We start from the raw sequence: 21,876 nt of genomic DNA, 5'->3' as shown, positions 1-21,876 counted from the left end.
GTCGCCCAAGGCCCTGTCTAGTCCTGAAATAGGTTTACACCTGTTTCAGTCTCAAAACGCCCGATGCACCGCATCGGGCGTTTTGTATTTCAGGGCCAGATGAGGTCGCTTACGGTTATAGATTTCTATCGATTCCTCAACCATGCGCTTGGCTTGGGCAAGGTCTTTGGGACGGTGTAAAAGAAATTCTGTTTTCAGAATCCCATTCACTCGTTCCGCTAGAGCATTTTGGTAGCAGTCGTAGCCATCAGTCATCGAACACATGACGCCATGCTTGGCGTGCAGCTTTTGATAGAGATCAGAGCAGTATTGCGAGCCCCGATCGGAGTGATGTACCAGCGGCTGATTGGTTCTTCGGTGTCGAAGAGCTTTTCTCATCGCCAGGATGACTGACTCGGTATGCAGGCTTTCATGCACATGATGGCCGACTATTTTGCGCGAGAACGCATCAGTGATCAGACTTACGTAAGCGACGCTTTGCTCGGTCGGTAAATAGGTTATATCCGCCACCCAGACCTGTTCCGGGCCGGTGGCAGTGACCTGGTCAGGGCCGGGCTTGAGCCGATTTGGATGTCGATGGAAGCGATGATGACTGTCGGTCGTCTTGTGATAAGCGCGTTTGCGTGGGACCAGTTGTCGATGATCCCGCAAAATATCGAACAACCGATCTCGGCCTACCGTTTGCGTCAGTTCAGGTTCGGATTTCATAAGGCCATGCAGCTTGCGGGTGCCCAACCGGGGCATTTCAAGGCGTGTCTCCAGCACAAACCCCAGCACCTTTTGCGCGTGGCTAGCTCGCGCGTCGTAAGCTCGATTGCGCTTGTAATACGCCTGCCGTGAGATGCCCAGAAACTGGCAAGCCCTGGTAACACTCAGGTCTTCTATTTGCCCTTGGCTGAGGACTTGCCGGATCGCTTTTTTACGACAGAAACACCGTAATCGTTCTTCAGCACGTCAACGACAGCTTCAAAAAATTGGGCTTTCTGGTTGGCAAGGGCCAGCTTTTCTTCCAGCTCCTTGATTCGCTGCTCTGGTGTCAGCGGCAAATTTGGCTCGGCCATCGGTCGGTTCCTCTGGGCACGAATGGAGGCGCCTTGGCTCCAGTCCTGCCGTCCATGCTTGCGTAACCACACCAACACAGTCGACCGGCCCTGGATCCCATAACGCCGTTGAGCCTCTTTATAACTCAGTTCGCCCTTTTCAACCTGATCGACGACCGCCAATTTAAAGCTCAGCGTGTAATCACGCTGACTGCGCTTTTTTCCTGAATCCATTGGTTCCTCCTGAGGATAGGTCAGAAGGTGTAAACCTTATTCAGGACGAGACACCCGCTGTGGAAAGGCCCTTTGTGGGAGCGAGCTTGCTCGCGATAGCAGTGTGTCAGTCACTATCTACTTCACTGATCCGACGCCATCGCGAGCAAGCTCCCTCCCACACCGGTTCATGACTACTGTTACAAGGTTTGACTCAGGCCGCCGCCTGACCGAAGCTTGCGACATTTCGCGCTACTGGTTATGGATTACCTGCATGTCATCGTCTCGCCGCTACCTGCTTTTCAGTCTTGCCGTTGTGTTGGCAATCGGCATCGTCGCGATGTGGTTACGCAACGCCACACCGCAGATTCCCGAGGCCATCAAGCGCGGTTACAGCGAAGCATTGGAAAACGCTCGCAACGGACAGCCCGGGGCGGCGCGGATGCTTTACCAGCAACTGGGGCGCCCGGACCTCTCTGCGAAGCGCCGCATATGGCTACACGCCGAACTGCCCAACTATCCCAGCCCCCAAGCCTTGAAACTGGCGCAGGCGGATTTGCACAGCGAATCGCCGGCCGTACGTCGTGCCGCCATCGGCAGCATCGTCGGGCTGGTGCCGAACGCCCAGCGCAGCCTGCTACTCGGCCCGCTTCTGGATGACAACGAGCCGGGCGTCCGGTTCGCCGCCGTGAATGCACTGCTGGGTCTGTCGCCAGATGAACTGGGTCTGTATTTCGGCGCGATGCAGATTGCCGTCGATACCTGGAAGCAAGTGCTGAACGATGGCCCACCCACGCCCGAATCGCTCTATCAGCTCGCCCGCCTGTATGTGCATGACGCCGATCTGAAAAAAGCCCAGCACGCACTGGAACAGACCCTGCAGCTGCAACCGGACAACCTGCCGGCACTGGTGATGCAGATCGATGTTCTGGACAAACAAGGCCAGGGAGACGCCGCTCGCCAGTTGCTCGCCCGGCAGTTGCAAGCGCAGCCGGCATCGGCTTATCTGCAACATGCATTGGGCATGTGGCTGTTGCAACACGGGCAAAGTGAATATGCGGTGCTAGGCTTGGCGAAAGCCGTGGAGCTGGAACCTGATAACCGCCAATACCGCTACGACCTGGCGACCACGCTGCATGCCGAGCAGGAGGTGGAAGCGGCGCAGAAACAGCTGCAGGAAATTGTCCAGCGCTATCCCGCCGACCGCAACGCTCGGGTCCTGCTGATCAACTATTGGAAGGAAACCGGTCAATTGCAACATGTCCAGGTATTGTTGGCTCAGCTGGAACAACTGAACCCCGACGACCCGGCGATACAACAAGGTTTATAGACCGATCTGCGAGGGCAAAAAGTTGTGCAGCAGTACGCGTTTTGTCGAAGGAAGCGGAACCGCCATGACTGCCAAAGGTCAAGTATTCAGGCAGTTCCTTTCAGGCGCGAACCCGCCAGCTGCCCACTTCCCTAGTCATGAGAGGGTTATTTTTGACTACATCTAACGAGTTGATCAGCGCAAAAGCCGCCACCGGTATCGAAGGGCTGGACGACATCCTTTCCGGTGGTTTGTCCCGAGGCCATGTGTTCCTCCTGGAGGGAGAACCGGGCACTGGCAAAACCACGGTCGCGTTGCACTTCCTGCTAGCCGGCGCCGAGGCCGGCGAGCGCTCGTTGTACATCACGCTATCGGAGACCGAGCGTGAATTGCGCCAGGGCGCAGCGTCCCACGGGTGGACCATGGATGAAAACATCCACATCTTCGAGTTGACCCCGCCCGAGAGCCTGCTCAACGCCGAGCATCAGCAAAGCCTGCTGTATTCCTCGGACCTGGAGCTGGGCGAAGCGACCCGGCAGATCTTTGAAGTGGTCGAGCGATTCAAGCCGACCCGCGTCGTGCTGGACAGTCTTTCCGAGATCCGCCTCCTGGCGCAAAGCTCCCTGCGCTATCGTCGGCAGATCCTGGCGATCAAGCACTATTTCGTACGCTACGACGCCACGGTGCTGCTCCTGGACGACTTGACCACCGAGTCCCTGGACAAGACCGTGCACAGTGTGGCCCACGGCGTGATCCGCCTCGAAGAATTGACTCCATCCTACGGTGCCGAGCGGCGTCGCTTGCGCGTGGTCAAGTACCGCGGGCAGAAGTACCGTGGTGGCTACCACGATTTCACGATCATGGGCGACGGCGTGCATGTCTTCCCTCGCCTGGTGGCTGCCGAGCACCGTGGACAGTACCTGCGCCAGCAATTGTCCAGCGGCATCAAGGAAATGGACGCCCTGCTCGGCGGCGGTATCGAGACCGGCTCCAGCACGCTGATCCTTGGTCCGGCCGGCACCGGCAAGTCGTTGATCTCCCTTATCTTCGCGGCAGCAGCTGTACAGCGCGGCGAAAAAGCCGCCCTGTTCATTTTCGATGAAGAGCTGGGTTTGCTGTTCGAGCGCATGAAGCACATCGGCATCGACCTGCTGGAGCTGCAGAAGACCGGCAACCTGCTTATCGAACAGGTCGATGCTGCCGAGCTGTCCCCCGGCGAGTTCTCCCACCGGGTGCGCCGCTGCGTCAACGAAGGCGACATCAAGACGGTCGTGATCGACAGCATCAACGGCTACCAGGCCGCCATGCCGGAGGAAAACGCTCTGGTCTTGCATATGCATGAGCTTTTGCTCTACCTCAACCGCAAAGGCGCAGCGACGTTCATGACTGTCGCCCAGCACGGCCTCGTGGGTGATATGCAGGCGCCGGTGGACATCACCTACCTGGCCGATACCGTTATCCTGCTGCGTTATTTCGAGGCGCTGGGCAAGGTTCGCCGCGCGATTTCCATCATCAAGAAGCGCACCGGCAGCCATGAGTCCACCATCCGCGAATACCGTATCAACAGGCGGGGCATGACCATCGGCGAGCCACTGGAAGCGTTCCAAGGCGTATTACGCGGAGTGCCAACGTATTTGGGAGCGGGTCACCCGTTGCTTGAGGATGAGGCCCAGTGACGTCGGCCGAGCCACTGTCCGAGCGGGCTCTTATTCTCGCGCCGCTGGGACGGGACAGCCAGATTGCCCTGATGATTCTCAACGAAGCCGGCTTCCATGGCCTCGTGTGCACTCATCTGGGCCATTTGTGCGAAGAGTTGGAACATGGGGCGGGCATGCTGGTCATTTCTTCGGAAGCCCTGGTAGGTCCGGAGCTGGAGAACCTGCTCCAGCACATCGAACAGCAGCCGGCCTGGTCCGACCTGCCCATCGTCCTGCTGACGCATCACGGAGGACCGGAGCACAATCCAGTCGCGCGCATCGGCGCGCAACTGGGCAACGTGACCTTCCTTGAGCGGCCGTTCCATCCGGTTACGCTCGTCAGCCTGGTGACCACCGCCCTGCGCGGACGCCGAAGGCAATACGAAGCCCGGGACCGCCTGATCGACCTCAGCAATAGCGAGCTACGCCTGCAAAACACCCTCGAAACCCTTGAACAGCAGGTCGAGGAGCGTACCGCCCAGTTGCGTCACAATGAGGAAGCCTTGCGCCAATCGCAGAAAATGGAAGCGGTCGGGCAGCTCACCGGTGGCATCGCCCATGATTTCAACAACATGCTCACCGGCATCATCGGCAGTCTCGAACTGCTGCGTCGACGCCTGGCGCGGGGCCGCACCGAAGACCTCGATAGCCTGATCGACCTGGGCGTGACCTCCGCCAATCGCGCCGCCGGCCTGACCCACCGGCTCCTGGCGTTCTCCCGCCGCCAGTCCCTGGACTCCAAGGCCGTGCAGATGAACACCTTGGTGCTGTCGATGGGCGAACTGCTGCAACGTAGCCTCAACGAAAGCATCGCCCTGGAAATGCGCCTGGACGAACAGCTCTGGATCGCCGAAGCCGACCCCAACCAACTGGAAAGCGCCCTGCTCAACCTGGTCCTCAACGCCCGTGATGCCATGCCCGACGGCGGGAAGCTGGTGGTACAGACCTTCAACAAGTACCTGGATACCGGCTTTACCGACGCCTACACGAATCTCGAACCCGGCGACTATGTGGTATTGAGCGTACAGGACACCGGTTACGGCATGCCGGAAGCGGTGATTAATCGCGCGTTCGATCCCTTCTTCACCACCAAACCCATCGGCCAGGGCACCGGCCTGGGGCTTTCGATGATCTACGGGTTCAGCAAGCAGTCGCGCGGACACGTGACCATCGACAGCGAGGTCGGCAAAGGCACCACCGTGAACCTTTACCTGCCGCGCTTCATCGGCGAAGAAATACACGAACCCCAGGTCGTCGTTCCACAAGCGCCTTATGCGCAAGATGGCGAAACCGTGCTGATCGTCGAAGATGATCCGGCGGTGCGGGTCCTGGTCAGCGCGGTGCTGAGCGAATTGGGCTACACCTTCGTCGAAGCTGGCGACGCCAATGGCGCGATGCCGATCCTGCAATCGAACCAGCGCATCGACCTGCTGATCAGCGACGTAGGCCTACCCGGCATGAACGGACGGCAACTGGCTGAAATCGGCCGGCAGATCCGGCCCGATCTCAAGGTGCTCTTCATCACTGGTTACGCTGAACACGCGGCAGTGCGCGGTGGTTTCCTTGACCCAGGCATGCAGATGATCACCAAGCCGTTTACCTTTGATTTGCTGACGGCGAAGGTGCGGGAGATGATCAAGGTCTGAGGCTTGGCACTGCTTTTGATCTTGACCTTGATCTTGACCTTGACCTTGATGCCCCGTTAACCACGATGGCTGAACGCAGGCCTTGCGCAGTGGGCACCTCGGCATGGATGCCGAGGTAGCCGCGCTGGGCCATGGATGGCCCTTCGCGGCGGCCCACGGAGCAATGCCGGAGTGAAGGCATGCCGAGCCCAGGCGAGGCACCGAGTGGTGGGGCAAAGCCTTTTTGGTTACTTTTTTGGCGTCTGAAAAAAGTGACCCGCTGTAAGAGCGGAACCATAATCAGCCGTTACCGCAGAAACGGATATGTACCCAACCAGCCGTATACGTACCCAGTCAACCGCAGTCAACCGCAGAAACAAAACTAAGACAACATCCCCTGCATAATCCCCTGCAACACATCCAAATCAAACGGCTTATCCAAAATCGGCGCCTTGCGAGTAATAGGACTATCCGTCTCACGCACTTCCTGAGCATAACCACTGATGAAAATAACCTTCAGGTCCGGACGCAACCTCACCGCCGGCTCAGCAATCTGCACACCCGAGATGCCACCGGGCAGGCGAAAGTCCGTAATCATCATGTCCAGATGAGGCTTGCTCGCCAGGATCTCGAACGCCTGCTCACCGTTTTCGGCCTGCAAGACCCGATACCCCTCGCCTGACAGATAAGCCGACAGCACCATCAGGATCGAAGGGTCATCCTCGACGATCAATACAACGTCTTGCGCATCTTCACTCATGAGAAGCCTTTGTTGGATCAATAGCTGCTGATACGACCTTGGGGTCGCTCAGAGGTTGCGTCCGTTCGCCAGTTTTCTGAAAAGGCAGACAAACGCGGAACAGCGCCCCTTCGTTGAGGCGGCTATTGACCGTGATGATACCGGCATGGGCCGTGACGATCTGCTCGGAGATGAACAATCCCAGACCCAGGCCGGTAGCGGCGGCCTTGGACGACACCCGTTCAAATTGCTGGAAGATGCGCTTCTGGTTCTCTTCGCTGATGCCGATACCGTGGTCCTGGACTTCGATACAGGCATGCTCGGGCGTCTGGTAGACGCGCACCTCGATCGGACTCTTGCTGCCATAGCGCAACGCATTGGTCAGCAGGTTGGATACCACCTGCTCGATGCGAAACTCATCCCAATGCCCTTCCACCAAAGGCTCGGCGGTACACGTCACGGTGCATTCGGCGGCGGCGATCTGCGGCTGGAAGTTGTGCAGCAGATTTTGCACCAGTGCCGTCAGATTGAAACGGGTCGGACGGATCGACAACTTGCCGGTGCGGATCCGCGATACATCGAGCATGTCCTCGATCAAGCGGATCAGGCTTTTGATCTGGCGCTCGTCGCGCTCGACCATCGCCTTCACCTTGTCCAGGGTGAACGCCGCGGCGTTGTCCCGTGCCAAGTGCATCTTGCGCAACTGCGTTTCCAGGATCAGGCCGTTGAGTGGCGTGCGGACCTCATGGGCGACGATGGACATGAAGTCATCGCGCATGCGCACGGCCTGCTCCAGCTCCCCGCGAGTGGCTTGCAACTGCTGGAGCAACTGCTCCTGCTCCCGGCGGCTCTGCTCGAGGGCATTGACTTGCTCTTTCATCGCCTTGCGCTGGCGATAAAGTTCGACGAACACATTGACCTTGCTTTTGACCGCATGGGTGTCCAACGGCTTGTGCAAGAAGTCCACCGCGCCGTTTTCGTAGCCGGTGAAGGCGTAATTGCGTTCGCGGCCGGCGGCGCTGACAAAAATGATCGGGATGCTGCGCGTCTTTTCCGTGCCGCGCATCAACTCGGCCAACTCAAAACCGTTCATTCCCGGCATCTGCACATCGATGATCGCCAGGGCAAAGTCATGTTGCAAAAGCAGCGACAGCGCTTGGTCCGCCGACAAGGCCTTGAATACCTCGCGGTCGTCGCGCTGGATCAGCGCTTCCAGGGCCAACAGATTCTCAGGCAGATCGTCGACGATCAGCAGTTTGGCTTGAATATCTCTTGGCATTTAGTTCATTCCAGCCCGGCCAGCAACTGGCCGATGCCCTGCAAAGTTAGGATATGGTCGGGCTCGTGCAAACCAAGCGCCGCTTCAGGCATGGTGGAAACCTGCGCCTCTTTCGGATCCTGGACGACCGTGATGCCGCCCAGCGCCTTGACCCTGGCCAAGCCCTTGGCTCCGTCACTGTTGGCACCGGTGAGCACCACCGCCAGCAAACGAGGGCCGTAGACATCGGCGGCCGATTCGAACAGCACGTCAATCGACGGCCGCGAATGGTGAATCGGCTCTTCAAGGCTTAACGACAGGCTACGGTCGGCCTCGATCGAGAGGTGATAACCAGGCGCTGCTACGTACAAGGTGCCCGGACGGATATCTTGCTTGTCGCACGCTTCTTCAACGGGTATTGCAAGACGGTGGCGCAATACTTGAGCCAACTGGCTGTTGCGCTCGTCGGGCAAATGCAAGACCACCAGGACAGGCAGTCTGAAGCCTTTGCGCAACGGCGTGAAAATCTTGAGCAACGCCTCGACGCCACCGGCGGATGCACCGACGACGACTGCCTCGATCAACTGGCTGGATCTGTCCGTCATTGGATTCATAACTTGCGATAGATCCGTTCCTGTTTGACCAAGGGTTCGAACTGCGCGCTAAAGGCTGAAAAATCCAGCGTCTCCTTGCTCCCCAGCACCAGGAACCCACGGTGGCAAAGGGACTCATGAAACAATCCGAAAGCGCGATCCTGCAGTTTTTTGTTGAAATAAATCAATACGTTACGACAAGAAATTAATTGAGTTTCTGAAAATACGCTGTCGGTTGCAAGGCTATGGTCGGCGAAGGTCACGTTCTTGCACAGGGTCTTGTCGAACATGGCGTAATCGTAGGCAGCCGTATAGTAGTCGGCAAACAAACGCTTACCTCCGGCAAGCTGGTAATTCTGGGTGTAGGCCCGGACATTTTCCAGGGAAAAGATGCCCTGCTTGGCTTTTTCCAGGGAGCGCGGGTTGATGTCCGTTGCGTAGATGAACGTGCGATCCAGCAGTCCTTCTTCCCGCAGAAGGATTGCCATGGAGTAGACCTCTTCCCCAGTGCTGCAACCGGCAATCCAGATCTTGATCGACGGGTAGGTCTTGAGCAGCGGCACCACTTCCTCGCGAATCGCCAGGAAGTGCGCAGGGTCGCGAAACATCTCACTGACCGGGATTGTCAGCAACTGCAGCAATTGCATGAACGCGCCCGGATCATGCAACACGCGTTCTTGCAGCGCCGATATGGTCTTGCACTCGAACTGGCTCAACGCGTGCAGCACCCGGCGCTTGATGGAAGCGCCGGAGTAATCGCGAAAGTCGTAGCTGTACTTCAGGTAGATCGCTTCGATCAACAAACGAAGTTCAATGTCTGTGTTTCGTTCCACTAAATTCTTTCCATATTCGGCAACCACACGCGAATCAGTGAAAACAGGCGATCCAGGTCAATCGGCTTGGCCAGGTAATCGTTGGAGCCCGCGGCCAGGCAACGCTCCTGATCATCCTTCATGGCCTTGGCGGTCACGGCGATGATCGGCAATTTGCGCCAGCGAGGATCCTTGCGAATCAGCGTGGTGGCTTCGAAGCCATCCATCTCGGGCATCATCACGTCCATCAGCACCAGATCAATGTCTTCGACCTCGTTCAAGCGTTCAATCGCCTCATAACCATTGCGCCCGATGACCACAATCGCTCCTTTGGCCTCCAGGGCGCTGGTCAGGGCGAAGATGTTGCGCACATCGTCGTCCACCACCAGTACCTTGCGGCCTTCGAACACCTTGTCGCGACTGCGGGCAGTCTGGAGCATGCGCTGTCGTTCATGGGACAACCGCGATTCGACTTTGTGCAGAAAGAGTGTGACTTCATCCAACAAACGTTCCGGGGAGCGAGCCCCCTTGATGATGATCGAGCGTGAATACTTGCGCAGCTCGGCTTCTTCGTCGCGCGTCAGGTTACGCCCGGTGTAGACGATCACTGGCGGGAATGAACAGATCTCTTCGCTGGACATGCGCTTGAGCAAGTCATTGCCAAGCATGTCCGGTAGCTTGAGATCGATGATCATGCAGTCGTAGACGTTGTCGCGCAGCAGATCCAAGGCTTGCTGTGCCAGGCCGACGGCGGTGATCTCGATGTCGTCGTCGCCGATCAGGCGGGTAATGCTGTCGCGCTGCAAGTCATCGTCTTCAACCAACAGCACCCGCTTGACCTTTTGGGTCAGCTTGGCCTCCAGTCGCGCGAACACGTCCTTGAGTTCGTCCCGGGTGGTCGGCTTGACCGCGTAACCAATGGCGCCCATGTGCATGGCCGCTTCGACGCGGTCTTCGACGGAAATGACGTGCACCGGAATATGGCGGGTCTGGGCCTGTTCCTTGAGCCGTTGCAGGACGGTAAGCCCGGAGTGATCCGGCAGACGCATGTCCAGCAGGATAGCGTCAGGGCTCAGTTGCAAGGCCAGGTCGAAGCCTTCGTCGGCGCCGTGGGCCACCAGGCACTGGTAGCCCAGTTCATGGGCGAGGTCGAACAGGATTCGGGCAAACCTGGGTTCGTCCTCGATGACGAGGATGCAGCGGGAATCGAACGGCGCCTTGTCCCGGTCGTCAGGAAACTGCGGGAGCGGCGTTTCCACCTCGGCAACCAGCGGCACCGGTGTCGGCGCACGGGTTGTTGCAGGAGCGCTTGCGGTCGGGGTAAAGGTCAGCGGTTCCAAGGGGTTGTCCCCGGGCTCGACGTAGCGCTCCGGCAAGACCAGCGTGAAGACACTGCCCTGCCCCGGCTCGCTGGATACCGAAATCGAACCGCCCAGCAACGTCGCCAGATCCCGGGAAATCGACAGTCCCAGCCCGGTGCCGCCGTAACGGCGGTTAGTGGTGCCATCGGCCTGGCGGAACGCCTCGAAAATACTCTGCTGTTGATCGGCGGCGATGCCGATTCCCGAATCACGCACCATGAAGGCGATGCCCGAACCCGGCTGGCCGGTCACGGACAGCTCGACGGAGCCGTGTTCGGTGAACTTCACGGCGTTGGACAGCAGGTTCTTGAGTATCTGTTCCAGACGCTGGCGATCGGTGTACAACATCGATGGCGCGTCAGGCAGCAGTTGTACTTCAAACGCCAGGCCCTTCTCAGCCGTCAGCGGCTTGAACACATCCTGGAGCCCATCCACCAGGCGCGCCACGCTGGTGTTTTCCGGGCGCACTTCCAGCTTGCCGGCCTCGACCTTGGAAATGTCCAGGATGTCATTGATCAGGTTCAGCAGGTCATTGCCGGCGGAATAGATCGACTCGGCGAACTTGACCTGCTCGTCGCTGAGGTTGTTGTGCGGGTTCTCCGCCAGCAACTTGGACAGGATCAAGGAGCTGTTGAGCGGCGTGCGCAGCTCATGTGACATATTGGCGAGGAATTCGGATTTGTACTTGCTTGAGCGCTGCAGTTCTTCGGCGCGTTCCTGCAGTTGGATCTGGGCCAGGTTCAGCTCGCTGTTCTTCTGGTCCATGGCGTCGCGCTGCTCGGCCAACTGCTCGTTCGTCTGCTCCAGTTCCTGTTGCTGGGCTTCCAGGTGCGCCTGGGACTCCTTGAGGATGCGCGACTGTTCCTCCAACTCCTCGTTCGCAGTCTTGAGTTCCTCCTGCTGCACTTGCAGCTCTTCGTTCAATTGCTGGGTCTCGGCCAACACCTCTTGCAGGCGCTGACGATAGCGAGCCGCCTCGATGGAGGTGCCGATATTGCCGGCTACCAACTCCAACAGCTCGATGTCGCGCTCGGTCAACGGCCGCAGGAAGCCCAGTTCAACGACACCGTTGATGCGATCATCGTCACGGGTAGGCACCACCAGCACGCAGTTGGGCAGCCCCTGGCCGAGCCCCGAGCTGACCTTGAGGTAATCGCCGGGCACATCGTCCAGCCGGATGAGGCGCCCTTGCCGCACGGCTTGGCCGACGATGCCCTCGCCGTCGATGATGACCTGCTGGAGTTCGTCATCTTCCTTGGACATGCCATAGGTGGCGATGCGTCGCAGGGTGCCGTTTTCTTCCCGTGCGTAAAGGGCGGCGACTACAGTGCCCAGGTATTGCGCGCAGAACTGCAGAATGTTGCGCCCGAGCAGGTTCAGAGTCAGCTGGCCCAGGACCTGTTCGGCCAACTGGGTCTGGCCATTGCGCAACCAGGCCTGCTTCTCCAGGTGCAACGCGCTCTGCTGCTGGACTTTCAGGCTGGCGCTGTAGTTGCCGGACAGCGTCAGAAGATCCCGACGGCCGACATAGGCCAGCAATCCACTGACGGCCGCAACGAACAGCAAATACAGGGCAATGCTCCAGACCGTAGTGGTGCGCACCTGCTCGTTGCGCTCGGCGCGCAATTGCTGCTCGGTCTCGACGACATCTTCGAAAGCCTTGCGTATCTCGTCGGTCAGCCGCTTGCCGCGTCCGGCCTTGACCGCCCCGCGATAATCGCCACTGCTGCGTTGCAGATCGATCATCCCCTGAGCATAGTTGGCCCATTCCACCTGAAGCGCCTGGATGCGGTGCAAACGGTCGGTCTGCACCGGATTATCGGCTGTCAATTCCAACAATGTGTCGAGCGCTACTGCGATCCGCGGTTTGGCGACCTCATAGGGGTCGAGGAAGTGCTCGTCGCCGCTCAACAGGTAACCACGCATGCCTGTTTCAAGGTCGACGCTCAGCTTCAGCGCTTCATTGGCGTTATTGATCACCCGATCGGTGTGCCCTACCCACTGGATCACCGATAGCAAGTACGTGATCAGCACGATGAAGAACACCGCGCTAAGAGCGCCAATGCCAAGAGGGAGACTGATGTTACGGCTTAGGAGCTTGCGAAAACTTTGTTCGTCAACCGAAGACGAAGGAGTCATGGAAGAAGGCCTTGGTGAGCAGTTGAAAATCATGGAGTGTGCCCAAAATTACGGGCTGGATCCACATTTCTGACGAATCAAGGACGCAAAATCCCAAGGCGCTTTACCTCGGTGGTAAGGATGCGACTATCCTTGTCAGCTCTTGTACTATAGATCCTTTCTTGTACAGCTTCGGGAACTTGTGCCACCTCTCGACTTACTCATGCATTAGGGCCGGTTTTTATCGCCCCCTCCCGATTCCATCTTCCGAGAAGTCCATTATGTCCGTCCCCGCTCCTGTTACCTCCCCCACCATTCTGGTAGTCGAAGACGACTCCATTGTGCGCATGTTGATTGTCGATGTGCTGGAGGAACTGGACTACAAGGTGTTGGAGGCGGAAGGTGGCGAAGAGGCCCTGGAGCTTTTGAAGGCTACGGACTGCCCCATCCACCTTATGATGACGGATGTCAGCATGCAGCCCATGGACGGCCGGGAGTTGGCAAAAGAAGCACGCTTCTTGCGACCGGGACTGCCCATCCTGTTCGCCAGCGGCTACGCCGAAAGCATTGACGTGCCGGAAGGCATGAACGTGATCGGCAAACCATTCTCCATCGATCAATTACGCGACAAGGTCAAAAAGATTCTTTCTTGAGCCCAGGCGCATTCTTGGTCACTATCGGCGCCCCGCGCGCCGACTGCGCCTGAAACGCTCCAAGGATTGCCCGCCATGCCCCATCCCACCACCAAAGTCCTGGTTATCGGCTATGTCTGGCCCGAGCCACGTTCATCGGCGGCCGGCGGACATGTCATGCAGTTGCTTGAGGCCTTTCTTGGACAAGGCTGGGACATTACCTTCAGCAGCCCCGCCAAGCCCGGCGAAAACCGCGCTGACCTGATCGGCGTGGGCATCCGTGAAGTACCGATCGAACTGAATAACAGCAGTTTCGACGCATTCATTACTGAACTCGCGCCGGATATCGTCCTGTTCGACCAATTCATGATGGAAGAACAGTTTGGCTGGCGGGTCGAGAAACATTGCCCCGATGCCCTGCGCGTGCTGGAAACCTCGGACTTGCAAAGCCTGCGTCATGCACGGCATCAGCGACTCAAAGAGCGCCTGAAGACCGATGAAGCCTCCCAGGATTTCAGCGACTTGTTCGCGCCTGCCCTGCGCGAGGAGTTCGAGCTGATGGCCGACACTGACCTGGCCAGGCGCGAAGTTGCCGCCTTGTTCCGTTGCGACCTGAACCTGATGGTGTCGGAGTTCGAGATCGAACTCTTGGTGGAACACTTCAAGGTGCCCCGCGAGCTGTTGCTCTGGTGCCCGTTGATGCTGGACCTGCCTGACGAGCCTTTCGTACCCTTCGAGGACCGGGCGCACTTCCTCAGCATCGGCAATTTCCGTCACGCACCGAACTGGGACGCCGTGCTCTGGATGAAAAACGCGGTATGGCCGCTGATCCGCCATCGACTGCCCGGTGCGCAGCTGCACCTCTACGGCGCCTATACACCGCCGAAGGCGGTGGCGCTGCACAATCCGAACCAGGGATTTCATATCATGAACTGGGCCGAAGATGCCTTGCAGGTCATGTCCGCGGCCCGTATCTGCCTGGCGCCACTGCGTTTCGGTGCCGGCATCAAGGGCAAGCTGATCGAAGCCATGCTCTGCGGTACGCCCAGTATCACCACGCCCGTGGGCGCCGAAGCCATGCACGGCGGCATGTCCTGGCCCGGCGTGATCGCCCAGAGCGCCGAAGACATCGCCGCAGCCGCCGTGCAGCTGTATACCGACCAGGCGCGCTGGGCCCATGCCCAGGAGGCCGGATTGGCCTTGCTCGGGGAACGTTTCCGCAGGCAGGTCCACGGCCCGGCCTTGATTGACAGTCTCAATGCCTGCCGTGCCGATCTTCCACGGCGCCGCCGGGACAACTTCACCGGCAGCATGCTGCGCCACCACCAGCACAAGAGCACCCAGTACATGTCACAGTGGATTGAAGAAAAGAACCGCAACAGCTGATGCCCTCGTTGCTCCCGGAGCTGGAACGCGGACGCCGAAGGAGGCATCATCCAGCGGCGATAACAACAAAAGCACCAAGCCCATGACCCGCACAGCCAGAGTCACCGACCCTTCCTACGAGTTGATGGACGACCACAACGGGCTGTCCATCATCTACCGCCAGCACGGCTTTCCCTGCCCGCTGGTGCGCTGGCATTTCCACAAGGAATACGAGCTGCACCTGATCGTCGCCAGCTCGGGCAAAGTCTTCATCGGCGATTACATCGGCAATTTCTCCCCTCAGTCACTATTCCTCACCGGCCCCAACCTGCCCCATAACTGGATCAGCCAGGTGGCCGAGGATGAAGTGGTGCCCAAGCGCGACATGCTGGTGAATTTCACCGACGAGCTGTTTGAAAGCGGCAACCAGGTGTTCGCCGAACTCAAGACCCTCGCACCGCTGCTCGAACGCGCCCAGCACGGCATCGAGTTTCGCTGCAAGCGCACCATTCGCCAGGCCATGACGTTGATGCAACGCATCGCCGACGCCCAGGGCATGAGCCGGCTGGGCTACTTTTTCATCCTGATGGAGCTGCTGGCGAGCTGCGACGACTACCAATTGCTGTCCGGCGCTACAACCCCACAAGCGGCGGATGAGCACAGCATCGACCGCACCAACCGCGCGGTGGACTACATTTTCGCCCACTACGCCCGGGAGCTGCCCCTGGAAGAAGTTGCCGAGCACCTGGGCATGAAGCCCACTTACTTCAGCCGAGTGTTCAAGCAAGCCACCGGCCGTTGCTTCATCGAATTCGTCAATCGCCTGCGCATCAGCAAATCCTGCGAGCTGCTGGCCGATGGCGACAAACCGGTGACCGATGTGTGCTTTGAGTCGGGTTTCAACAATATTTCCAACTTCAACCGGCGCTTCCAGCAACTCAAGGGCATGACCCCGTCCCACTACCGGCGACTGGCGGTGCAGCGGTTGACCGAACAGAACCAAGGCTGAATATTCGCCTCGCCAGGGTTCACCTAAATACAGCCAGTGCAAAAAAGTATCAGTCAAAGTGCGACGGATGATTTGTCACGCCGTCCATTGAGGGCTGTAATCAGCGCACATTCTTCCTCTCATCCGGAAGACACAAAAACAATAACTGTCCTTCTGCTGCCCGTGGGCGCGGAAAAGGAGTGCGCGATGAAACCTTCGGTAAAAGCTCTGCTTGTTTCCACCTGCATGACCCTCAGCAGCGTCAGTTTCGGCGCGCAAACCCTGACCATTGCCACCGTCAACAACAGCGACATGATCCGCATGCAAAAGCTCTCGAAAACCTTCGAGGCCGAGCACCCGGACATCAAGCTGAACTGGGTGGTGCTCGAAGAAAACGTCTTGCGCCAACGCCTGACTACCGACATCGCCACCCAGGGCGGGCAGTTCGACGTGCTGACCATTGGCATGTACGAAGCCGCACTCTGGGGTGCCAAGGGCTGGCTGGAACCGATGAAGGACCTGCCCGCTGCCTATGACCTGGAAGACATCTTCCCATCCGTGCGCGATGGCTTGTCGGTCAAGGGCTCGCTGTACGCCCTGCCGTTCTATGCCGAAAGCTCGATCACTTACTACCGCACGGATTTGTTCAAGGACGCCGGGCTGACCATGCCCGAACACCCGACCTGGACCCAGATCGGTGAGTTCGCGGAAAAGCTCACCGACAAGACCAAGGAACAATATGGCCTATGCTTGCGCGGCAAGGCCGGTTGGGGCGAGAACATGGCGCTGATCACGACCCTGGCCAACGGCTTTGGCGCGCGCTGGTTCGATGAGAAGTGGCAGCCGCAATTCAATGGACCCGAGTGGAAGGATGCCCTGAACTTCTACGTCGACAACATGAAGAAGTCCGGCCCTCCAGGCGCCTCCAGCAACGGTTTCAACGAAAACCTGGCCCTGTTCAACAGTGGCAAGTGCGCGGTCTGGGTCGATGCCAGCGTCGCCGGCTCGTTCGTCACCGACAAGACCCAGAGCAAAGTGGCCGATCACGTCGGATTCACCTTCGCCCCCCACGAAAAAACCGAAAAAGGCACCTCGTGGATGTACTCCTGGTCACTGGCGATCCCGACCAGTTCCAAAGCCAAGGACGCCGCCAAGGTGTTTACTACATGGGCAACGTCCAAGGAATACGGTCAGTTGGTCGCCAAGACCGACGGCATCGCCAACGTACCACCGGGCACCCGCACCTCCACCTACAGCGACGAGTACATGAAAGCCGCGCCATTTGCCAAGGTGACGCTGGAGTCGTTGAAAGTCGCCGACCCGAAAGCCCCTACCCTCAAGCCAGTGCCCTACATTGGCATCCAGTTGGTGACCATTCCCGAGTTCCAGGCCATCGGCACCCAGGTGGGCAAGTTCTTCTCGGGCGCGCTGACCGGCCAGCAGACCGTGGACCAGGCGTTGACCGCCGCGCAGTCCACCACCGAACGCGAGATGAAGCGCGCTGGGTACCCCAAGTAAAGACTTGTAAATATCCATTTGTGGCGAGGGAGCTTGCTCCCGCTGGCGGGCGAAGCCCGCCCTGGCGATCAGACCGATTGCCTATCGGCATGGGCCCGCTGCGCGGTCCAGCGGGACCAAGCTCCCTCGCCACAGGGAATGTGTCGCATAAGAGTAAGCGCTCATGAATAGCTCAACGACAACAGTCAAAGCCCCCATCGAGATAGCCCCGCCAGCCCGCAAGATCCGCCTGGCCAACCCCGGCTGGTTTCTGGTCAGCCCTTCGGTCGCCTTGTTGCTGCTGTGGATGATCGTGCCGCTGGGCATGACCGTGTACTTCTCGACGATCCGCTACAACCTGCTCTACCCCGGCGAAAACGATTTCGTCGGGCTCGAAAACTTCACCTATTTCCTGACTGATTCGGGCTTCATGCCCGGCGCCACCAATACATTGTTGCTGGTGGGCAGCGTGCTGTTGATCAGCATCGTGCTCGGGGTATTGATCAGCGCCCTGCTGGAGGCCAGTGAGTTCTTCGGGCGCGGCATCGTCCGCGTGTTGCTGATCTCGCCGTTCTTCATCATGCCCACCGTCGGCGCGCTGATCTGGAAGAACCTGATTTTCCATCCGGTCTCCGGGATCCTCGCCTCGGTGTGGAAGCTGTTCGGTGCCCAACCGGTGGACTGGCTGGCCCATTACCCGCTGTTGTCGATCATTATCATCGTCAGTTGGCAATGGCTGCCGTTCGCGATCCTGATCCTGATGACCGCCATGCAGTCGCTCGACCAGGAACAGAAAGAAGCCGCGCGCCTGGACGGTGCCGGCCCCATCGCCATTTTCTGGCACCTGACCCTGCCGCACCTGGCACGCCCGATTGCCGTGGTGGTGATGATCGAAACCATCTTCCTGCTGTCGGTGTTCGCCGAGATTTTCACCACCACCAACGGTGGCCCCGGCTACGCCTCCACCAACCTTGCGTACCTGATCTACAACCAGGCGCTGGTGCAGTTCGACGTCGGCATGGCGTCGGCGGGTGGCCTGATTGCCGTGGTCATCGCCAATATCGCCGCTATCATCCTGGTCCGGATGATCGGCAAAAACCTCACCGACAAGCATTGAGGCCGTCGCCATGACTCTCCAACAATCCCGTCGCCTGCAAAGCCTGCTGTTGGGCACGCTGGCCTGGGCCATCGCGATCCTGATCTTTTTCCCGATCTTCTGGATGGTGCTGACCAGCTTCAAGACCGAAATCGACGCCTTCGCCACGCCGCCGCAATTCATCTTCGCGCCGACGCTGGAGAACTACCTGCACATCAACGAGCGCAGCAACTACTTCAGCTTCGCCTGGAACTCGGTGGTGATTTCCTTCAGCGCCACCGCCCTCTGCCTGCTGATCGCGGTGCCGGCGGCGTACTCCATGGCGTTCTACGAAACCCAGCGCACCAAAGGCACGCTGCTGTGGATGCTCTCCACCAAGATGCTGCCGCCGGTGGGCGTGCTGATGCCGATCTACTTGCTGGCCAAGCAATTCGGCCTGCTGGACACCCGTGTTGCGCTGATCATCATCTACACGCTGATCAACCTGCCGATCGTGGTCTGGATGATCTACACCTACTTCAAGGACATCCCTCGCGACATCCTCGAAGCCGCGCGCCTGGACGGTGCCACGTTGTGGCAGGAAATGGTCCGCGTGTTGTTGCCGATCGCCAAGGGCGGCCTGGCGTCCACCGTACTGTTGTCGCTGATCCTGTGCTGGAACGAGGCCTTCTGGTCGCTGAACCTCACCTCGTCCAAAGCCGCGCCGCTGACCGCGTTGATCGCCTCTTATTCCAGCCCGGAAGGATTGTTCTGGGCCAAGTTGTCCGCCGTCTCGACCCTGGCCTGCGCGCCGATCCTGATCTTTGGCTGGATCAGCCAGAAACAACTGGTGCGCGGCTTGTCCTTCGGCGCGGTGAAATAACGCGCCCTACACAGTTCTCAGAAGTGGAGGCCCATCATCATGGCCAACCTGAAAATCAAGAATCTGCAAAAAGGTTTCGAAGGTTTCTCGATCATCAAGGGCATCGACCTTGAGGTGAACGACCGTGAATTCGTAGTCTTTGTCGGCCCATCGGGCTGCGGCAAGTCCACATTGCTGCGGCTGATCGCTGGCCTGGAAGAGGTCAGCGACGGCACCATCGAACTCGACGGCCGCGACATCACCGAAGTCAGCCCGGCCAAGCGCGACCTGGCGATGGTGTTCCAGACCTACGCCCTGTACCCGCACATGAGCGTGCGCAAGAACATGTCCTTCGCCTTGGACCTGGCTGGCGTGCCCAAGGCCGACGTCGAAAAGAAAGTCAACGAAGCGGCGCGCATCCTCGAACTGGGGCCGATGCTGGAGCGCAAGCCCAAGCAACTGTCCGGTGGCCAGCGCCAGCGCGTGGCGATCGGCCGGGCCATCGTGCGCAACCCCAAGATCTTCCTCTTCGACGAACCGCTGTCCAACCTCGATGCCGCCCTGCGCGTGCAGATGCGCCTGGAACTGGCGCGCCTGCATAAAGAACTGCAAGCGACGATGATCTACGTGACCCACGACCAGGTCGAAGCCATGACCCTGGCCGATAAGGTCGTCGTACTCAACGGTGGGCGCATCGAACAGGTCGGCTCGCCGCTGGAGCTGTACCACCAACCGGCCAACCTGTTCGTGGCCGGGTTTCTCGGTACGCCGAAGATGGGCTTCCTCAAGGGCAAGATCACCGCTCTGGACGGCCAAGGTTGTGAAGTGCTGCTGGACGCCGGCACGCGTATCAGCCTGCCGCGCAGTGGCGCCAACCTGAGCGTCGGCGGCGCGGTGACATTGGGGATTCGCCCGGAACACCTGAACCTGGCCCAATCGGGCGAATGCACGCTGCGGGTGACCGCCGATGTCAGCGAGCGCCTGGGCAGCGATACTTTCTGCCACGTCGTCACCGCTTCCGGCGAAGCCTTGACCATGCGCGTGCGAGGGGACCTGGCGAGCCGATTCGGCGAGCAACTGGACCTGCACCTGGACGCCGAACACTGCCATTTATTCGATGCCGAGGGCGTAGCGGTTTCCCGCGCGCTGCGCGCTGCCGCCTGATAGCCGAGATTTTGCGATGAAACTCAACCGACAGAACCTGCACAACCTCAACGCCGGGGTCGTCCTGCCCGCGTACAAGCTGGACGACCGACGCCAAGGCATCGCCCACATCGGTGTCGGTGGCTTCCACCGTGCGCACCAGGCGTACTACACCGATGCATTGATGAACACTGGCGAAGGCCTCGACTGGGCCATTTGCGGCGTAGGCCTTCGCCCCGAAGACCGCCGCGCCCGGGATGACCTGGCCGGCCAGGATTACCTGTTCACCCTTTATGAACTGGGCGACACCGACGACACCGAAGTTCGCGTGATCGGCGCTATCACCGACATGCTGCTCGCCGAAGACAGCGCCCAGGCGTTGATCGACAAACTGGCCGATCCGCAGATCCGCATCGTCTCCCTGACCATCACCGAAGGTGGCTATTGCATCGACGACAGCAACGGCGAATTCATGGCCCATTTGCCGCAGATCCAGCACGACCTGGCCCATCCCGACGAGCCGAAGACCGTGTTCGGCTTCCTCTGCGCCGCCCTGGCCAAGCGCCGCGCCGAGGGCACGCCGGCGTTCACCCTCATGTCTTGCGACAACCTGCCTCACAACGGCGCCGTCACACGCAAGGCGCTACTGGCCTTCGCCGCGCTGCGCGATCCAGCGCTGGGCCAATGGATCGACCGGAACGTCAGCTTCCCCAACGCCATGGTCGACCGCATCACACCGATGACCAGTGGCGCCCACCGCTTGCAGCTGCATGACGAGCATGGCGTCGATGACGCATGGCCAGTGGTGTGCGAGCCGTTCGTGCAGTGGGTACTCGAAGACAAGTTCGTCAATGGTCGCCCGGTCTGGGAAAACGTCGGCGTGCAATTCACCGACGACGTAACGCCCTATGAAGAAATGAAGATCAAGCTGCTCAACGGCAGCCACCTTGCCCTGACCTACCTGGGTTTCCTCAAGGGTTATCGCTTCGTCCACGAAACCATGAACGATCCGTTGTTCGTGCGCTATATCCGCGCATATATGGACTTGGACGTGACACCGCAGTTGGCGCCCGTGCCAGGCATCGACCTGACGCAATACAAGTACACCCTGGTGGAGCGCTTCTCCAACCAAGCCATCGCCGACCAACTCGAACGGGTGTGTTCGGATGGCTCGTCGAAATTCCCGAAATTCACCGTGCCGACCATCAACCGCCTGATTGCCGATGGGGGCGAGACCCGCCGCGCGGCGTTGGTGGTGGCGGCCTGGGCGGTGTATCTGAAGGGTGTGGACGAAAATGGCACGACCTATTCGATCCCCGACCCTCGCGCGGCGTTCTGCCAGGCATTGGTGGCCGATGATGTGCTGGTGACCCAGCGGATGCTCGACGTGGAAGAAATTTTTGGCACGGCTATCCCCCGATCGGCCGAATTCGTGGCAGCCTTCGAGTGGTGTTGCAACAGCCTGCGCGAGCATGGGGTGACGAAAACGCTTGAGCGGGTGTTGGCTGAAGCGGACTAATGCCTGGACGCATTTTTTGTGGCGAGGGGA

Annotated in this window: 17 protein-coding genes; 11 read left to right on the top strand and 6 right to left on the bottom strand. The window is 59.3% G+C overall.

The annotated features are described in order from the left end of the window. Positions 1 to 51: 51 nt before the first annotated feature. Positions 52 to 1,274, bottom strand: a protein-coding gene (locus tag J3P79_RS12385) for an IS3 family transposase (RefSeq protein WP_434604220.1) whose coding sequence is annotated in 2 segments (ribosomal slippage) — positions 52 to 923 and positions 923 to 1,274 — 1,224 coding nt in all. Because the reading frame shifts where the segments join, the coding sequence is not laid out codon by codon here. 253 nt (positions 1,275 to 1,527) lie between these two features. Here J3P79_RS12385 and J3P79_RS12380 point away from each other — a divergent pair. From J3P79_RS12380 to J3P79_RS12370, 3 genes are all read left to right on the top strand, one after another. Further along, positions 1,528 to 2,583 (top strand): tetratricopeptide repeat protein, encoded by a 1,056-nt coding sequence (locus J3P79_RS12380; protein WP_434610920.1) that lies wholly within the window; start codon positions 1,528 to 1,530, stop codon positions 2,581 to 2,583. A 152-nt stretch (positions 2,584 to 2,735) separates the two neighbouring features. Continuing rightward, positions 2,736 to 4,238 carry an ATPase domain-containing protein gene (locus J3P79_RS12375; RefSeq protein ID WP_434610918.1) on the top strand — a complete coding sequence of 501 codons (1,503 nt, stop codon included), beginning with the start codon at positions 2,736 to 2,738 and terminating at the stop codon, positions 4,236 to 4,238. Beyond that, positions 4,235 to 5,905: a response regulator gene (locus tag J3P79_RS12370; protein WP_434610916.1), complete on the top strand. Its 1,671-nt coding sequence runs from the start codon at positions 4,235 to 4,237 to the stop codon at positions 5,903 to 5,905. Before J3P79_RS12375 ends, J3P79_RS12370 begins: the two co-directional genes overlap by 4 nt. A 361-nt stretch (positions 5,906 to 6,266) precedes the next feature. Here J3P79_RS12370 and J3P79_RS12365 read toward each other — a convergent pair whose 3' ends face one another. The 5 genes from J3P79_RS12365 to J3P79_RS12345 are packed head-to-tail and all read right to left on the bottom strand — an operon-like array spanning position 6,267 to position 12,786. Beyond that, on the bottom strand, positions 6,267 to 6,644 hold the full coding sequence (locus tag J3P79_RS12365) for a response regulator (RefSeq protein ID WP_030142671.1): 378 nt from the start codon (positions 6,642 to 6,644) through the stop codon (positions 6,267 to 6,269). Beyond that, entirely contained in the window at positions 6,637 to 7,902 is a 1,266-nt protein-coding gene (locus J3P79_RS12360) for a hybrid sensor histidine kinase/response regulator (protein WP_434610914.1), read from the bottom strand. Before J3P79_RS12360 ends, J3P79_RS12365 begins: the two co-directional genes overlap by 8 nt. Before the next feature lie 5 nt (positions 7,903 to 7,907). Further along, entirely contained in the window at positions 7,908 to 8,495 is a 588-nt protein-coding gene (locus J3P79_RS12355) for a chemotaxis protein CheB (protein ID WP_434610912.1), read from the bottom strand. Further along, a complete protein-coding gene (locus tag J3P79_RS12350; protein ID WP_434610910.1) occupies positions 8,492 to 9,307 on the bottom strand; it encodes a CheR family methyltransferase in 816 nt (271 codons plus the stop codon). Before J3P79_RS12350 ends, J3P79_RS12355 begins: the two co-directional genes overlap by 4 nt. After that, entirely contained in the window at positions 9,307 to 12,786 is a 3,480-nt protein-coding gene (locus tag J3P79_RS12345; RefSeq protein WP_434610908.1) for a response regulator, read from the bottom strand. The genes J3P79_RS12350 and J3P79_RS12345 overlap by 1 nt, the downstream gene beginning before the upstream one ends. 260 nt (positions 12,787 to 13,046) lie before the next feature. Between J3P79_RS12345 and J3P79_RS12340 the strand changes: the two genes are divergently transcribed. The 8 genes from J3P79_RS12340 (at position 13,047) to J3P79_RS12305 (ending at position 21,846) form a co-directional block, all read left to right on the top strand. Then, positions 13,047 to 13,418: a response regulator gene (locus J3P79_RS12340; protein ID WP_434610907.1), complete on the top strand. Its 372-nt coding sequence runs from the start codon at positions 13,047 to 13,049 to the stop codon at positions 13,416 to 13,418. A gap of 75 nt (positions 13,419 to 13,493) precedes the next feature. Further along, positions 13,494 to 14,783 carry a glycosyltransferase family 4 protein gene (locus J3P79_RS12335; RefSeq protein WP_434610905.1) on the top strand — a complete coding sequence of 430 codons (1,290 nt, stop codon included), beginning with the start codon at positions 13,494 to 13,496 and terminating at the stop codon, positions 14,781 to 14,783. 82 nt (positions 14,784 to 14,865) lie between these two features. Then, positions 14,866 to 15,771, top strand: coding sequence for an AraC family transcriptional regulator (locus J3P79_RS12330; RefSeq protein ID WP_039590924.1), 906 nt, complete (start codon positions 14,866 to 14,868; stop codon positions 15,769 to 15,771). 186 nt (positions 15,772 to 15,957) lie between these two features. Beyond that, a complete protein-coding gene (locus J3P79_RS12325; RefSeq protein WP_039590926.1) occupies positions 15,958 to 17,268 on the top strand; it encodes an ABC transporter substrate-binding protein in 1,311 nt (436 codons plus the stop codon). Between the two features lie 163 nt (positions 17,269 to 17,431). Beyond that, on the top strand, positions 17,432 to 18,364 hold the full coding sequence (locus J3P79_RS12320; RefSeq protein ID WP_434610901.1) for a carbohydrate ABC transporter permease: 933 nt from the start codon (positions 17,432 to 17,434) through the stop codon (positions 18,362 to 18,364). A 10-nt stretch (positions 18,365 to 18,374) separates the two neighbouring features. Then, positions 18,375 to 19,205 carry a carbohydrate ABC transporter permease gene (locus J3P79_RS12315; RefSeq protein WP_018601515.1) on the top strand — a complete coding sequence of 277 codons (831 nt, stop codon included), beginning with the start codon at positions 18,375 to 18,377 and terminating at the stop codon, positions 19,203 to 19,205. Between the two features lie 39 nt (positions 19,206 to 19,244). After that, the gene (locus J3P79_RS12310) at positions 19,245 to 20,348 is read left to right on the top strand and encodes an ABC transporter ATP-binding protein (protein WP_434610898.1); all 1,104 of its coding nucleotides are present in this window, start codon (positions 19,245 to 19,247) and stop codon (positions 20,346 to 20,348) included. A 16-nt stretch (positions 20,349 to 20,364) separates the two neighbouring features. After that, a complete protein-coding gene (locus tag J3P79_RS12305; RefSeq protein ID WP_434610896.1) occupies positions 20,365 to 21,846 on the top strand; it encodes a mannitol dehydrogenase family protein in 1,482 nt (493 codons plus the stop codon). The last annotated feature ends 30 nt before the right edge of the window (positions 21,847 to 21,876 follow it).

Origin of the sequence: Pseudomonas sp. R1-7 (assembly GCF_051132105.1) — a bacterium.
Lineage (GTDB): Bacteria > Pseudomonadota > Gammaproteobacteria > Pseudomonadales > Pseudomonadaceae > Aquipseudomonas.
The sequence above is the reverse complement of the archived record's forward strand: the minus strand, read 5'-3'. Positions and strand labels throughout refer to the sequence as shown.

Bases quoted from the DNA above. Each gene is read 5' to 3' on its own strand.
- J3P79_RS12355 (WP_434610912.1), bottom strand. From the start codon at position 8,495: ATGAATCCAATGACGGACAGATCCAGCCAGTTGATCGAGGCAGTCGTC.
- J3P79_RS12365 (WP_030142671.1), bottom strand. From the start codon at position 6,644: ATGAGTGAAGATGCGCAAGACGTTGTATTGATCGTCGAGGATGACCCT.
- J3P79_RS12325 (WP_039590926.1), top strand. From the start codon at position 15,958: ATGAAACCTTCGGTAAAAGCTCTGCTTGTTTCCACCTGCATGACCCTC.
- J3P79_RS12380 (WP_434610920.1), top strand. From the start codon at position 1,528: ATGTCATCGTCTCGCCGCTACCTGCTTTTCAGTCTTGCCGTTGTGTTG.
- J3P79_RS12310 (WP_434610898.1), top strand. From the start codon at position 19,245: ATGGCCAACCTGAAAATCAAGAATCTGCAAAAAGGTTTCGAAGGTTTC.
- J3P79_RS12305 (WP_434610896.1), top strand. From the start codon at position 20,365: ATGAAACTCAACCGACAGAACCTGCACAACCTCAACGCCGGGGTCGTC.
- J3P79_RS12340 (WP_434610907.1), top strand. From the start codon at position 13,047: ATGTCCGTCCCCGCTCCTGTTACCTCCCCCACCATTCTGGTAGTCGAA.
- J3P79_RS12330 (WP_039590924.1), top strand. From the start codon at position 14,866: ATGACCCGCACAGCCAGAGTCACCGACCCTTCCTACGAGTTGATGGAC.
- J3P79_RS12315 (WP_018601515.1), top strand. From the start codon at position 18,375: ATGACTCTCCAACAATCCCGTCGCCTGCAAAGCCTGCTGTTGGGCACG.
- J3P79_RS12360 (WP_434610914.1), bottom strand. From the start codon at position 7,902: ATGCCAAGAGATATTCAAGCCAAACTGCTGATCGTCGACGATCTGCCT.
- J3P79_RS12345 (WP_434610908.1), bottom strand. From the start codon at position 12,786: ATGACTCCTTCGTCTTCGGTTGACGAACAAAGTTTTCGCAAGCTCCTA.
- J3P79_RS12320 (WP_434610901.1), top strand. From the start codon at position 17,432: ATGAATAGCTCAACGACAACAGTCAAAGCCCCCATCGAGATAGCCCCG.
- J3P79_RS12335 (WP_434610905.1), top strand. From the start codon at position 13,494: ATGCCCCATCCCACCACCAAAGTCCTGGTTATCGGCTATGTCTGGCCC.